Origin of the sequence: Paeniglutamicibacter antarcticus, assembly GCF_039544305.1 — a bacterium.
In the GTDB taxonomy this organism is placed as follows: Bacteria; Actinomycetota; Actinomycetes; order Actinomycetales; family Micrococcaceae; genus Paeniglutamicibacter; species Paeniglutamicibacter antarcticus_C.
On the sequence record NZ_BAABLK010000034.1, the window covers coordinates 24,699 to 38,223 of the forward strand.

At 62.6% G+C, this 13,525-nt stretch carries 13 protein-coding genes; 4 read left to right on the forward strand and 9 right to left on the reverse strand.

All coding sequences use genetic code 11. The annotated features are described in order from the left end of the window. Nucleotide 1: 1 nt before the first annotated feature. The 4 genes from tsaE to coaA all read right to left on the reverse strand — a co-directional run bounded on the left by tsaE (nucleotide 2) and on the right by coaA (nucleotide 3,388). On the reverse strand, nucleotides 2-565 hold the full coding sequence (gene tsaE / locus ABEA12_RS11585) for a tRNA (adenosine(37)-N6)-threonylcarbamoyltransferase complex ATPase subunit type 1 TsaE (protein ID WP_425571776.1): 564 nt from the start codon (nucleotides 563-565) through the stop codon (nucleotides 2-4). After that, nucleotides 558-1,760, reverse strand: a complete 1,203-nt coding sequence (gene alr, locus ABEA12_RS11590) for an alanine racemase (RefSeq protein WP_210100162.1) — start codon at nucleotides 1,758-1,760, stop codon at nucleotides 558-560. The genes tsaE and alr overlap by 8 nt, the downstream gene beginning before the upstream one ends. A 176-nt stretch (nucleotides 1,761-1,936) precedes the next feature. Beyond that, a complete protein-coding gene (gene mscL / locus ABEA12_RS11595) occupies nucleotides 1,937-2,335 on the reverse strand; it encodes a large conductance mechanosensitive channel protein MscL (protein ID WP_210100161.1) in 399 nt (132 codons plus the stop codon). A gap of 93 nt (nucleotides 2,336-2,428) precedes the next feature. Next, nucleotides 2,429-3,388 (reverse strand): type I pantothenate kinase, encoded by a 960-nt coding sequence (gene coaA, locus ABEA12_RS11600; RefSeq protein ID WP_210100160.1) that lies wholly within the window; start codon nucleotides 3,386-3,388, stop codon nucleotides 2,429-2,431. 148 nt (nucleotides 3,389-3,536) lie between these two features. Between coaA and glmS the strand changes: the two genes are divergently transcribed. Further along, entirely contained in the window at nucleotides 3,537-5,408 is a 1,872-nt protein-coding gene (glmS, locus tag ABEA12_RS11605) for a glutamine--fructose-6-phosphate transaminase (isomerizing) (RefSeq protein WP_210100159.1), read from the forward strand. 86 nt (nucleotides 5,409-5,494) lie between these two features. On the opposite strand, the gene ABEA12_RS11610 is transcribed toward glmS, so the two are convergent. After that, nucleotides 5,495-6,058: a mycothiol transferase gene (locus ABEA12_RS11610; protein WP_210100158.1), complete on the reverse strand. Its 564-nt coding sequence runs from the start codon at nucleotides 6,056-6,058 to the stop codon at nucleotides 5,495-5,497. Nucleotides 6,059-6,244: 186 nt separating this feature from the next. On the opposite strand from ABEA12_RS11610, the gene ABEA12_RS11615 reads away from it, so the two are divergent. The 3 genes from ABEA12_RS11615 to ABEA12_RS11625 all read left to right on the forward strand — a co-directional run bounded on the left by ABEA12_RS11615 (nucleotide 6,245) and on the right by ABEA12_RS11625 (nucleotide 9,008). Beyond that, complete coding sequence (locus ABEA12_RS11615; RefSeq protein WP_210100157.1) at nucleotides 6,245-6,595, forward strand: holo-ACP synthase; 351 nt, start codon at nucleotides 6,245-6,247, stop codon at nucleotides 6,593-6,595. An 82-nt stretch (nucleotides 6,596-6,677) separates the two neighbouring features. Next, nucleotides 6,678-8,213: an NAD(P)H-hydrate dehydratase gene (locus ABEA12_RS11620; RefSeq protein ID WP_210100156.1), complete on the forward strand. Its 1,536-nt coding sequence runs from the start codon at nucleotides 6,678-6,680 to the stop codon at nucleotides 8,211-8,213. Between the two features lie 669 nt (nucleotides 8,214-8,882). Then, nucleotides 8,883-9,008, forward strand: a complete 126-nt coding sequence (locus tag ABEA12_RS11625) for a hypothetical protein (RefSeq protein ID WP_345468279.1) — start codon at nucleotides 8,883-8,885, stop codon at nucleotides 9,006-9,008. A 100-nt stretch (nucleotides 9,009-9,108) separates the two neighbouring features. Here ABEA12_RS11625 and ABEA12_RS11630 read toward each other — a convergent pair whose 3' ends face one another. From ABEA12_RS11630 to rplM, 4 genes are all read right to left on the reverse strand, one after another. Beyond that, nucleotides 9,109-10,452 carry a UDP-glucose dehydrogenase family protein gene (locus ABEA12_RS11630; RefSeq protein ID WP_210100155.1) on the reverse strand — a complete coding sequence of 448 codons (1,344 nt, stop codon included), beginning with the start codon at nucleotides 10,450-10,452 and terminating at the stop codon, nucleotides 9,109-9,111. Nucleotides 10,453-10,580: 128 nt separating this feature from the next. After that, nucleotides 10,581-11,927: a phosphoglucosamine mutase gene (glmM, locus tag ABEA12_RS11635; protein ID WP_210100154.1), complete on the reverse strand. Its 1,347-nt coding sequence runs from the start codon at nucleotides 11,925-11,927 to the stop codon at nucleotides 10,581-10,583. Between the two features lie 173 nt (nucleotides 11,928-12,100). After that, the gene (rpsI, locus tag ABEA12_RS11640; RefSeq protein WP_210100153.1) at nucleotides 12,101-12,601 is read right to left on the reverse strand and encodes a 30S ribosomal protein S9; all 501 of its coding nucleotides are present in this window, start codon (nucleotides 12,599-12,601) and stop codon (nucleotides 12,101-12,103) included. A gap of 36 nt (nucleotides 12,602-12,637) precedes the next feature. Next, nucleotides 12,638-13,081 carry a 50S ribosomal protein L13 gene (gene rplM, locus ABEA12_RS11645; protein WP_210100152.1) on the reverse strand — a complete coding sequence of 148 codons (444 nt, stop codon included), beginning with the start codon at nucleotides 13,079-13,081 and terminating at the stop codon, nucleotides 12,638-12,640. Nucleotides 13,082-13,525 lie beyond the last annotated feature (444 nt).

Here is a 13,525-nt window from a genome sequence, read left to right on the forward strand (position 1 = left end):
CCTAGTCCTTTGTCGCTTGGCTCGTAAACCCATCCAGCAAGGCGCCGAGGTCCTCGTCGTTTTCCCAGCGAGGGCCGAAGGCCACGAGCGTGAGGGTTCGCGGCTCGTCGTCCTCGCCCTCGTGGAAGTCAAAGACCAGGTCCTCGTGCTTCTGGACGGAGCCCGGTCGCAGCAGCACGATCTCCAGGCGGGAATCGCTGAGCTGTTCGACCTTGCCGGCTCCCCATTCCACGACGGTGACCGAGCTACCCATGCTCGCTTCCAAATCGAGGTCATCGACTTCAGCGGCACTACTCAGCCGATAGGCATCGACGTGGACCAAGTCGGGTCCTGCCCCAAGTGCGGGGTGGATGCGGGAGATCACGAAGGTAGGGGAAATGATTCCCTCGCGCACGCCCAACCCGTAGCCCAGGCCCTGGGTGAACGTGGTCTTACCCGCCCCTAGTTCCCCAGTGAGGACCAACAGGTCCCCCGTTCTGAGGATCGATCCCAGTGAATGCGCGAATTTGCGGGTGGCATCGATGCCCGCAAGCTCAAGTTCCGCTTTGGGGTGCGTCTTATTCACCCGATTCACCCCAGGTCCCCTCCACCAACTGGCGCGGAACCCGCGGGGAAATGCGGGTGACGATCTCATAGTTGATGCTCCCGGTGGCATCGGCCCATTCGGTGGCCGAGGGGCCGTCCCCGCCAAAGAGGATGACCTCTGAACCGAGGATCTTTTCCGGATCGATATCCGGGCCCAGGTCCACCACGAACTGGTCCATCGCAATGGTGCCGCGCACCGGGTAGATGGTTCCATTGATGCTCACCGGCGCATTCATGGCACCGCGCGGCACTCCGTCGGCATAGCCCATCGGGACCAGTCCAAGGTAGGTCTCTTCCGTGGTATGGTAGCGCAGCCCGTAGCCCACTCCATGCCCAGCCGGGACCTTCTTGACGTTGGCGATCCGGCTCACGAGCTTCATCGCCGGGCGCAGACCGTAGGTTTCGGGGCTCTCTCCGGGGAAGGGGCTGAGACCATACATGCCAAGTCCGAGCCGGACCATGTCGTAGTGGGAGTCCGGGCGGGAGAGGATCGCCGGGGTGTTGGCGATGTGCCGTACCTCGAAGTCGAATCCGGCGTCCTCGGCCAGCGCGATCGCCTGGTTGAAGGCCTCAAGCTGGTCATCTGTTTCCGGGCGTTCTGGCTCATCCGCCACGGCCAGGTGGGAGAAGACGCCCACCACGCGCATCAGGCCCTCTTCTTGGTACCGAGCAGCGGCTCCGAGCAGTTTTTCCCAGTCCTCGGGTGTGCTGCCGTTGCGTCCAAGGCCCGTGTCGATCTTCAGGTGCACGCGTGCCGGTTGTGCCGCTTCGGTGGCGGCGGCGGCAACATGCTCAAGTTCCCAGCCCGAGACCGCCAGGTCGATGTTCGCGGCAATGCCCGCGGCAAAGGAAGTGCCCGGAGTGTGCAGCCAGGCCAGCAACGGTGCCTCGATACCGGCAACACGCAGTTTCAGGGCCTCGGAGACGTGGGCGCATCCCAGCCAGGTCGCCCCGGCCTGCAGCGCCGCGCGCCCCACGGCCACGGCACCGTGTCCGTAGCCGTCGGCCTTCACGATGCCCATGATGGCGGCCGGGGCCACGAGCTCGGCCACCCGCTTCACGTTTTCGCGGACGTTGGCCAGGTCGATGATGGCGCGCCGTTCCCAGGGAGACTCCGTTGTCGCGTCCTTCTCGGTGGTTGGATATTCGGTCTGATGTGTTGATTGAGCACTCACGGCTCCATCATCCCACTTTCACCTTGGCGCTTGCCCTATTGGCGCACTTGGTCCCACTACGCGAGCGCTGCCGGCCGGCACCCGGACACAGCAATGCCCCCGGTCGATATCTCCTCGAGGGAGGTCGTTGCCGGGGGCATGTGCGGTGTGTGCACGGTGCTGCACACCGTGGCGGATCAGACCGTCCGGTTACGCAATTCATCGCGGATTTCGGCCAGCAGGGCAAGCTGCGGGTCCTGCTCCGGCTCGGGCTCTTCGATGCCTAGGCGGGCCTTGTGAAGGTCGTTGAGCTTCTTCATCGGCACCACGACGATGAAGTAGATGGCTGCAGCGATCAGGATGAAGTTCACCAACACGGTCAGGAACACACCGAACTTAATTTCCACGCCCTCACCGAGCGTGAGCACCAGGAAGGCGTCGAAGTTCGGCGCTCCAACCAGTGCGGCGATCAACGGCATGATGATGTTGTCGACCAGAGAGGTGATCACGGCACCAAAAGCTGCACCAATGACCACGGCAACGGCAAGGTCAACAACGTTGCCTTGCATGATAAATTCCTTGAATCCTTTGAGCATGTCCCAAGCTTTACACACGGATTCGGTTGTAAGCCATAGTCGCGTTGGAATTCTTTCAGGATTCTTATCACGGTTGTCTGGGCGTTGCCTGAATCAGATCTTGCGCAGCAGCATGCGGCGGATCGAATGGTCGGCAGATTTGCTCAGCACCAGCTGTGCCCGTCCGCGGGTGGGAATGACGTTTTCGCGCAGGTTCGGCTCATTGATCCGCTTCCAGATGCCGTGCGCGGTTTCCCTGGCTTCCTCGTCGCTCAGCGAGGCATAGCGGTGGAAGTAGGACTTGGGGTCCGAGAACGCGCCGGAGCGCAATTTCATGAAGCGGCGGATGTACCACTCCTCGATGTCCGCGGTGCGGGCATCGACATAGACGGAGAAGTCGAAGAAATCACTCAGTGCCAGTCCGGCCGTGCCGTCGGTGCGGGCCCGCGCCGGCTGCAGGACGTTCAAGCCCTCGACGATCAGCACCTGGGGCGAGGTCACCACCACTTCCTTGCCCGGAACAATGTCGTAGCTCAGGTGCGAATACCAGGGGGCACGTACCTCGGGGGCCCCGGATTTCACTTCGGAGACGAAGCGCAGCAGCCGGCGACGGTCGTAGGACTCCGGAAAGCCCTTACGGTGCAGGATCCCGCGTCGCTCCAAATCCGCGTTGGGGTAGAGGAATCCGTCGGTCGTGATCAGCTGCACATCGGGGGTATCTGGCCAGCGACGCAGCAGTTCCTGCAGCACACGGGCGGTCGTTGACTTGCCCACGGCCACCGAACCGGCAACACCGATGACGAAGGGGGTGCGCCGCGCCTTTTTGCCCAGGAAGGTATTGGTCGCTTGGTGCAAGGAGGCCGCGCCCTGGACGTAGAGGTTCAACAAGCGAGAAAGCGGCAGGTAGACCTCCCGGACCTCCGCGAGGTTCAGTTGCTCACCCAGGCCGCTGAGCCGACGCAGATCGTCCTCGTCAAGTGGCTGCTTCAGCTCATGGGACAGCCTGGCCCATGTCTGGCGGTCCAACTCAACGAAGGGCGTTGCACTGTTTTCGTCCGCACGCTGTCCATTCACGCCTTGAATTGTGCCAACAACAGGCCCATAATCCCAAACGTCTCCAAATTTCCATACGTAGCTCATATGTTCATGCCCACAAAAATTTATGCCATCGCGCCGAGGCAAATGTATCTACCGCCCGTTGTCAGGCGGTACTGTTTTTTTCATGTGTGGAATCGTTGGATACGTAGGTAATGCTGGACGCTCGGCCAATCACGGCGCGCTCGATGTGATCCTTGAGGGTCTTCGACGCCTCGAATATCGCGGCTACGACTCGGCCGGCTTGGCGGTGGTGACCGAGGCGGGCATCGAATCGCGCAAGAAGTCAGGCAAGCTCGCCAACCTTGTGGGGGTACTGGAAGCCGACCCGCTTCCGGCGTCGCTGACCGGCATCGGACACACTCGCTGGGCCACCCACGGAGGCCCCACGGATGCCAATGCCCACCCGCACCTGGCCGATGAGGGAAACCTCGCCATGATCCACAACGGCATCATCGAAAATTTCTCCGAGCTCAAGGCCAAGCTACGCACCGAGGGCGTCGAGTTCATTTCCGATACCGACACCGAGGTGGCAGCCGCGCTGCTCGGCTCGATCTACCGCGCAGACGGCGAAGGTGACCTGACCCGCTCCATGGAGCTGACCGCCAGCCAGCTTGAGGGCGCCTTCACCCTGCTCGCCGTTCATGCGGAGCATCCCGGTGTCGTGGTGGCCGCACGCCGCAACTCCCCCCTGGTCCTGGGACTGGGGGATGGCGAGAATTTCCTGGGCTCGGATGTTTCGGGCTTCATTGACTTCACCCGCCGCGCGGTGGAACTGGGCCAGGACCAGATCGTGACCATCACCCCCGATTCCCACACCATCACCGATTTTTCGGGCAACCCGGCCGAGGGCAAGGAATTCCACGTCGATTGGGATGCAGCCAGTGCTGAAAAGGGTGGCTTTGCCTCTTTCATGGAAAAGGAGATCTTCGACCAGCCCGCGGCCGTCGCCGACACGCTGCTGGGCCGCTCGGATGCCTACGGCCACCTGACCCTTGACGAGTTGCGAATCTCCCCGGAGGAACTCGCCTCGGTCACCAAGATCGTCGTGCTGGCCTGCGGCACCTCGGCCTATGCCGGATCGGTTGCCAAGTACGCCATTGAGAACTGGTGCCGCATCCCCGTGGAGGTCGAGTTGAGCCACGAGTTCCGCTACCGTGACCCGATCGTGGATTCGAACACCCTCGTCGTGTCCATCTCCCAGTCGGGGGAAACCATGGATACGCTCATGGCCGTGCGCTATGCCAAGGAACAGGGTGCGAAGATCCTCTCGATCTGCAACACCAACGGATCCACCATCCCGCGCGAATCCGACGCCGTGCTCTACACCCACGCCGGACCGGAAATCGCTGTGGCTTCGACCAAGGCATTCTTGGCGCAGATCACCGCCACCTACCTGCTGGGGCTGTACTTGGCACAACTGCGCGGCAACCTGTTCACCGGCCAGATCAAGGACATCCTCGCCGACCTGGGCAAGATCCCTGCCAAGATCCAGGAAATCCTGGATCGGGCCGAAGAAATCAAGTCCCTGGCGCGTTCGATGCAGGACACCGAATCGGTGCTCTTCCTGGGCCGCCACGTGGGCTACCCGGTTGCCATGGAAGGGGCCCTGAAGCTCAAGGAAATCGCCTACATCCACGCCGAGGGCTTCGCTGCCGGCGAGCTCAAGCACGGCCCGATCGCCCTGATCGATGAAGGCAAGCCGGTCTTTGTGGTGGTCCCTTCCCCGCGCGGCCGCGATTCGCTGCACTCCAAGGTGGTTTCGAACATCCAAGAGGTGCGTGCCCGCGGCGCCAAGACCCTGGTCATCGCCGAGAACGGCGACGAAGCGGTGCGCGAGTTCGCCGAGTTCCTGTTCTATGTCCCGGAAACGCCGACGCTGTTGATGCCGTTGCTGGCCACCGTGCCGTTGCAGCTCTTCGCCTGTGAACTTGCCACCGTGAAGGGCCTTGACGTGGACCAGCCGCGCAACCTGGCCAAGTCGGTCACCGTCGAGTAGTCCGCTACGCTTCCCATCCGTGCGGTGCCGTTGCTTCCCCTTCTCGGGTGGCAACGCCACCGCGCGGTTGTTTAAGCTACTAGTCGTCAGTTCTGTCGGTCGTTGTATATCCCGTGCACAAGCTGCGCCTGGCCCAAGTGCGAGGTGGTCTCCCCCAAGATGCTGACCAACCGGGACCCTGCAGTCACCGCTGGATCCCAACTCGTGTCAATAACCGTGGCCAAGTCGCCATCTTTTAGCCCGGCAAGGATCTTTCTTGCCCGCTCATGTACATCTGCGTGATAGCCCAACAGCAGCTCAGCCTCGTACATCCCGAACGCGGCGACTTCTTCGCTGCTTTGTCCATACCCGGTGTCATTGACCTCGTAGGGCAAGTCGAATCGTGAGACCCAATCACTGGCGATCCAGCATTGCTCTGCCGTGGAACCGGGATCCAATGCGTGCGCAAGATGGGCGAAGTGATCGTCCTGGACCCGGCTGAGGTGCCAAATGAGCCACCCGACCGGGTTGGCGGTGCTGCTGGCCCGAAAGCCAAGCATGGGTTCGGTGGCGTCTGTCAGCAATGACCCGATGCCCTCGTGGACCCTGGTGAAACCATCATTTAGCAACATGATTGCCGGTGTTTCCACACCGTTTTCCTTCAGTCCCATTCTTGCTCTCCTTCGCTTTGGCGCACTGTGCACGATGCCTTGAAGCCTACGACGTGGATCCGTTCCCGTACCAGTGCCTGATTCCCCGATATCCGCCGGTGCTCTTCAGCACTGCGACGCCGGTCCCTGTGCCCGCTTTCGGGACGCGGCACCAGTAGCTCCCAGGGAGCCGATAAACTCGAAGCCATGATCGTGGGAATTGGTGTTGATGTTGTCCAGGTGTCGCGCTTCAAGGAACAGCTGGAGCGCACACCGGCGCTGCTTCAACGCCTTTTCGTTCCCGCCGAACGCAAGTTGCATGTACGCTCCCTGGCCGCCCGCTTTGCCGCCAAGGAAGCCATTGCCAAGGCATTAGGTGCTCCGGCGGGCATGAACTGGCAACATTGCTGGATAGAGAAGGACCAGGCCGGGGACCCCTTCGTGGTCGTGGACGGTTCGGTGGCCGAGGCTGCCGCTTGCAAAGGCGTGGTTCATTGGCACCTTTCGATGAGCCACGACGGCGATCTGGCCACGGCAATGGTCGTCGCTGAGCGCTAAGTCCGGGCCAAAGCACCAAAGGCATTGCGTCAACGGCGAAAACCTGCGGCAAACAGGTGCGACAGTTCGGTAGTGTGAACTCATGATCCCCGTCTACACAGGTTCCCACGTACGAGATGCCGAAACTCCGTTGATCCGCGATGCCAGCGACCTAAGGCTGATGCGCCAGGCTGCTGCAGCTCTGGCCCATCACGGGCTGTTGATGCTCAAGGAACACACCGGCCGCGTCTACGGGTCCAGGGTCGTGGCACTGATCGGACCTGGCAACAACGGCGGCGACGGCCTCTTCGCCTTGGCAGCCTTGACCAAGCGAGGTGTCGCGACCACGGCAGTGCTGCTGGCCTCCCACGCCCACCCAGAGGGCATGGCAGCACTTCAACGCGCTGGCGGGCGCACCGCGCCCGCCACGGCCCTGGAGGAGCTTCTGGTGGAATGCGACCTGCTCATCGACGCCGGGTACGGCACCGGGGTCCGTCCTGGCATCGAGCTGCCCTCGATCCCCCGCGATATCCCCGTGCTGGCCTGCGACATGCCCAGCGGGGTCAACTCCGACACCGGCGGTGCGGCAAGCAGTGTGATCCCCGCCGACAAGACTGTGACATTCGGTGCCCTGAAGTCCGGGCTGGTTCTTGGCTCCGGGCATCTGGTCTCGGGACGTATCCACGTCGTGGACCTGGGACTCGAGGCAACCTTGCCCGAACCCGAGGCCTGGGTGGTTCAAGGAGATGACCTCGAGCTGCTGCTGGACCAAGACGACAGCTGGTCAGCGGCGGGCCGGCACAAGTACCAGCGCGGTGTGCTGGGACTGCTGGCAGGATCCGCCAGGTATCCCGGTGCAGCAGTGCTCAGTGCCCGTTCCGCTGTCGCTTGCGGGCTGGGGTTGCTACGCACCATCGTCCCGCAGAACGTCGCCGCGGCCCTGACGACCCAGGTGCCCGAGGCAGTAGGGCTGGGTTCGGCCGAACTCACCTCTTTGCTGGCACGCAACCGCCGCAACGAGCGCGAGGGTGCCACCCGCATCGGGGCCTGGGCCATCGGGCCTGGGCTGGAGGATTCCGCGGAGACCCGCAAGCACCTGGACCAAGTCCTTGCATCAGGCAACCCCTGTGTCATCGACGCCGGTGCACTGGCGATGCTCGAACCCGGCACCCACCGCCAGCTACGTATTCTTACTCCGCACGCGGGGGAACTGAACGCGCTGCTGGCCAAGGCGGGGATACGCGTGAGCTCACGCGACATTGCCGCCGATCCGCTCCGCTGGGCGAGGTGGGCAGCGGTCGCCTACGACTGCGTCGTGTTGCTCAAGGGCTCAGCAACCATTTGCACTGCTCCCGACGGATACGCCCTGATCGTTCATGCAGCAACCCCTGACCTGGCCACTGCCGGCAGCGGGGATGTGCTCACCGGGATTCTGGGTACGCTCCTGGCCTCCGCGCACTTCGGCACCGCCTCCAGCAACGAGGATGTCGTGGCCCGAACCCACAAGCTGACCGACCTTGCAGCGGCAGGAGCCTTGGTCCATGCCCATGCAGGCGCGCTGGCCGCGCACGAGGGCACGGTCAGTGCCGTGGACCTGCTGGTTGAGCTACCCCGGGCCGCCCGGGACCTGGGACTCTAGGGAGCAACGGCCCTCGGGTCCTCGCGGGATCCCTTTGCGCTGCTTCTCGACCGTTAGCGGCCCAACACGCCAATGGTCGGCAATATCTAAACTACGGCTTACGACAGGCCTCGCTTGTCGCTGAAGCTTCGCCTTGGTCGATGCGGCAACCGGTCTGCCGAGCCCCTATTTTTGATGGATCGACTCGCCATTTCGGTTGTCATATTCCTGTCGGGTATTGCCCTCACCTGCTAAGGTCAGGAAACGGCCTCCTTGGGGAAGGAAGCTGGCAACTTGGGAGGATAATCTTGCAAAGAAGACTCATGGCACGGGGACACAATCGGTACTACCGGACGGGGCCTCGCATCCCTGTCATCTGGCAGAATATCGGCTTGGTACTACTGATACTAACGACCGTGGCCATCGGCGCGTTCATCATCCTGAACTAGGGATATCAAAAGCCTCACGGCATTCCGTGCACATTCTTATTGGATCGCCCGGAATGCCGTGGCAGTGCCATGCTCGAGACCAGCCAATCCCAATGACTGGCAGTTTGCCCTTGCGGGGGACGACACCTCGAATCCCGTGGTCATAGTGCTTAAGACCCGCGTATCACCTGCTATCGTCTATCGCAGCGGCTTCCTTGGGGGAAGCCATGTACTTGGGAGAGCACATTTGGGACGAAGAGTAATGACACGCAGCCAGAGGCGTATGCGCCTGACCGGGACCGGGACGGGTACCTACTGGAGGTACGCCGGATTAGGACTTCTGGGGATCGTCGTGATCCTCATCGGAACGATGTTCATTTTCAACTAAGCCGGCGGCCGTGGGCTTTGGCCTTCTCGAGTCCGGTTCCACAGGACAACGGCTTCTTGTTGACCCCTCGATACTGGCCAGAGCCAGCGCTTTGCTGGGTTTAAAGCTGTCCATCCAGCGGGGCGTAGTGCTGGCCCATGCCCACGATTTCCCAGCCGGCTTCTTCCCATTGGGAGCGGGAAAGCACGTTGCGTCCGTCGATGAGCCGGCGCGCCGCAACCAGCTGCTCCAGATCAGCGGGCACCAAGGCCTTGAATTCGGCCCATTCGGTGAGCAGCAGCACCAGATCCGCGTTGGCCACGGCCTCGGCGAGGTCATTGGCGTAGAACAGCCGGGGAAAGCGTTCTGCTGCGTTCTTGTTGCCCTCGGGGTCATAGACCAGCACGTCGGCTCCCGCATTGAAGAGCCGCACGGCAATATCGAGTGCCGGTGAATCCCGTACGTCGTCGGAATCGGGTTTGAAGCTGACTCCCAACACCGCCACGCGCGCACCGACCAGCTGGTCTTGGAGCATTGCGTGAGACAGGCGCACCACACGCTCGCGGCGGCGCAGGTTGATCTCGTCGACCTCGGCCAGGAACCCCATGGTATGGGTCAGGCCCAGCTCGCTGGTCCTCGCCTGCAGCGCCCGGATGTCCTTGGGAAGGCAGCCGCCTCCGAAACCTACCCCGGCGTTGAGGAACTTGCGGCCGATGCGCGCATCGTGGCCCAACGCGTCGGCCAGCACCGTGATGTCCCCGCCAATGGTCTCGGTGATCTCCGCGAAGGAGTTGATGAAGGAAATCTTGGTGGCCAGGAACGCGTTGGCGGCCACCTTGACCAGTTCGGCGGTCTCGAAGTCCGTGACAATCACCGGGGTGCCGGCATCCAGGGCGCGGGCGTAGACCTGGCGCAGGATGGCCTCTGATCCCGCCTCCTCGCAGCCGAGCACCAGCCGGTCCGGGGTCATGGTGTCACGTACCGCGTAGCCCTCGCGCAAGAACTCCGGGTTCCAGGCCAGGGTGATGTCCGCCTGCGGATCCGCGGTGGCTGCGATCAGCCCGTGCAGCCTGCGTGCGGTGCCGACCGGGACCGTGGACTTGCCCACGATCAGTGCCTTGCCGCGGATGCGGGTGGCCAGCTCGATGACCGCAGCATCGACGTAGCGCATGTCTGCGCCGTGTCCGTCATTTCGTTGCGGGGTTCCAACGCCGATAAAGTGCACATCCGCCCACTCGGCGATCTGTTCGTAGTCGGTGGTGAAGCGCAGGCGGCCCGATTCGACATGGGTGCGCAATAGCTCTCCCAGGCCGGGCTCGTGGAACGGGAGGTGTCCCTCCGAGAGCATCCGCACCTTGTGCGGGTCCACGTCGACTCCAATGACCTCAAAGCCCAGTTCCGCCATGCAGGCGGCGTGGGTGACGCCCAAGTAACCGGTGCCCACCACCGAAATCTTCATGCTCATGCCCGCGGGACACCCTTTCAACGATTCACCGAGCAACACCATGCTGCACGCCTAAAAACGAACACGGCCCAATGACGTGGGCCGGGGGGCCCAGGTGCATTGGGCCGCGGCCGGACTGCAAGGAGATACTAAAGCGCGAGTTCCTTCGCGACGACGGCTGCCAGGGACTCGGCCAGGGACTGTGCCATCTCCTGCGAGGTGGCCTCGACCATCACGCGCACCACCGGCTCGGTGCCCGACGGGCGCAGAAGTACCCGTCCCTTCTCGCCCAGTTCCGCCTCGGCACTGGCAATGGCCATGATCAGCCTCTGGTTGCTCGGTGCGGCTTCCTTGTCAACGCCCTTGACGTTGATCAATACCTGGGGCAGTACCGTCATGGCGCCGGCAAGTTCCTTGAGGCTCTTGCCGGTGGCCTTGACACGTGCGGCGATATGCAGGCCGGTGAGCACCCCGTCGCCGGTGGTTGCGTGGTCGGCAAAGATCACGTGGCCCGATTGCTCCCCGCCCAGGTTGAAGCCCCCGGCACGCATGCCCTCAAGCACGTAGCGGTCCCCCACCCCGGTTTCCTTGATGGTGATGCCCGCTTCGCGCATCGCGATCTTCAGCCCGAGGTTGCTCATCACGGTGGCGACCAGGGTGTTGTCCTTCAGCACCCCGCGGTCCTTCATGTCCCTGGCCATGACGGCCATGATCTGGTCCCCGTCCACGATAGATCCCTCGTGGTCAACGGCCAGGCACCGATCGGCGTCGCCGTCGTGGGCAATTCCTAGGTCGGCACCGTTGTCCAGCACCGCAGCCTGCAGGCGCTCGAGGTGCGTGGATCCGTAGCCGTCGTTGATGTTGATGCCATCGGGTGTGGCACCGATGACAACGACGTCGGCGCCGGCGGCGCTGAAGACCTCCGGCGAACAGCCCGAAGCCGCGCCGTGGGCGCAATCAAGGACGATCTTCATGCCGTCCAAGCGATTGGGCAGGGACTGCAACAGATGCATGACATAGCGGTCCTCGGCATCGGCGAAGCGCGCGATCCGCCCCACGTCCCCGCCGAGAGGACGGTACTTGGGTTTCTCCAGTGCCGCCTCGATGGCATCTTCCAGGGCATCATCAAGCTTCTTGCCTCCGCGGGCCAGGAACTTGATCCCGTTGTCCGGCGCGGGGTTGTGCGAGGCGGAGATCATCACGCCGAAGTCGGCGTCCAGATCCGCGACCAGGTAAGCGGCCGCAGGAGTCGGAAGAGTTCCGGCATCGTGCACGTCGACCCCGGATGCTGCCAGTCCTGCCTCGATGGCAGCCGAAATGAAGTCGCCACTGATCCGCGGATCCTTGGCCACCACCGCCACGGGACGACGCCCGTCATGTATTTGTTCGTGACCCAACACCATGGCGGCGGCCTGTGAAAGCGCCATCGCCAGTTCGGGGGTCAGAAGTTCGTTTGCTTTTCCGCGGACACCATCGGTCCCAAATAACCTTGCCATCGTCATCCATCATAGGGCCAGATTTCTTGCGCACCGTGCATCTGGGGCGTTTCCCGCAAGAATCTTGCCCGGATGCGTGACCCGGCAGCACCTAAATGCCCCGTTAACGCCCGAAGGGCCTCGGCACGAATGCCGAGGCCCTTCGGTACCGGGAAGAACCCGGCGCAAGCGGTTTAGCGCTTGGAGAACTGCGAAGCCTTGCGGGCCTTCTTGAGACCAGCCTTCTTGCGCTCGATGACGCGTGCGTCACGGGTCAAGTAGCCGGCCTTCTTCAGCGCAGCGCGGTTGTTGTCGCGGTCGATCTCGTTCAGCGAACGGGCGATGCCCAGGCGCAGCGCACCGGCCTGGCCCGAGGGGCCACCACCGTGGATGCGTGCAATGACGTCGTAGGCGCCATCAAGCTCAAGAAGCTTGAACGGTTCGTTGACGTCCTGCTGGTGCAGCTTGTTCGGGAAGTAGTTGTCCAGCGAGCGGCCGTTGAGGGTCCACTGGCCGGTTCCCGGAACGACGCGCACGCGGGCAATTGCCTGCTTGCGACGGCCGACCGCTGCACCTGCAACGGTCAATGCCGGACGTTCCTTGACGGCTTCTACTTCAACCGTTGTGGATTCCGAGGTGTACGAAGTCGGCGCTTCACCCTCGAGTTCAGTGATCTCTTCAGTGTTCTGAGCCACGATAATCTCCTAAATTCTTGTTCTCGGGGCCCAGCGCTACTGCGCGACCTGGGTGATTTCGAAGGTCTGTGGCTGCTGTGCAGCGTGCGGGTGCTCGGCACCGCGGTAGACCTTCAACTTGGTCAGCTGATCCGCTGCCAAGGAATTCTTCGGAAGCATGCCTTTGATGGCCTTCTCCACTGCCTGGACCGGATTCTTTTCAAGAAGCTCGGCGTAAGTCACGGACTTCAGGCCGCCCGGGAAACCCGAGTGGCGGTAGGCACGCTTGTTTTCGAGCTTGGCACCGGTGAGGGCAACCTTCTCGGCGTTGATGATGATGACATGATCGCCCATATCCATATGGTTGGCGAAGGTAGCCTTGTGCTTGCCGCGCAGCAGGGTTGCGGCCTGGACGGCGAGGCGACCGAGCACAACGTCTGTGGCATCAATGATGTGCCACTGGCGTGTCTGGTCAGCCGGCTTTGGAGTGAACGTACGCACTGTAATTGCCTTTGTTTATTGGTTACTGGTCAAGCACAATCCCGGGCAACGGCTGTGAGATCCGCTGTCTTTGAACGTGCTGTGTTTCGATGTGCTGTTCCGGTTCGCCAGGTGAGGACTGGAAGGACCGGCCGTCCATGGATGTTCGCAATCCCCGCAGACCAGTGGCTCTGCAACTGAGCCGCCACACGAAGAAGGTTGTGTCGAACAAAGGACACGCACAACAGCGGCAAGTCTATCGGATTAAACCCGCAGGCACCAAAGCGCGTGGCGTGAGCCTGGCGACAGGCCCTCTGCCGCAAGAAGAAAACACCCCCCTGGAGTCGTACTGGTGCGCCAGCTCGCCACTTTTCGTGAACCGTAGGCACCTCGAGCGCTCCCCCGGACCGCACGTCGCAATTCACGTCTCGGTCATTGCCGTCAGGCTGTCATTGCGGTGGCGAA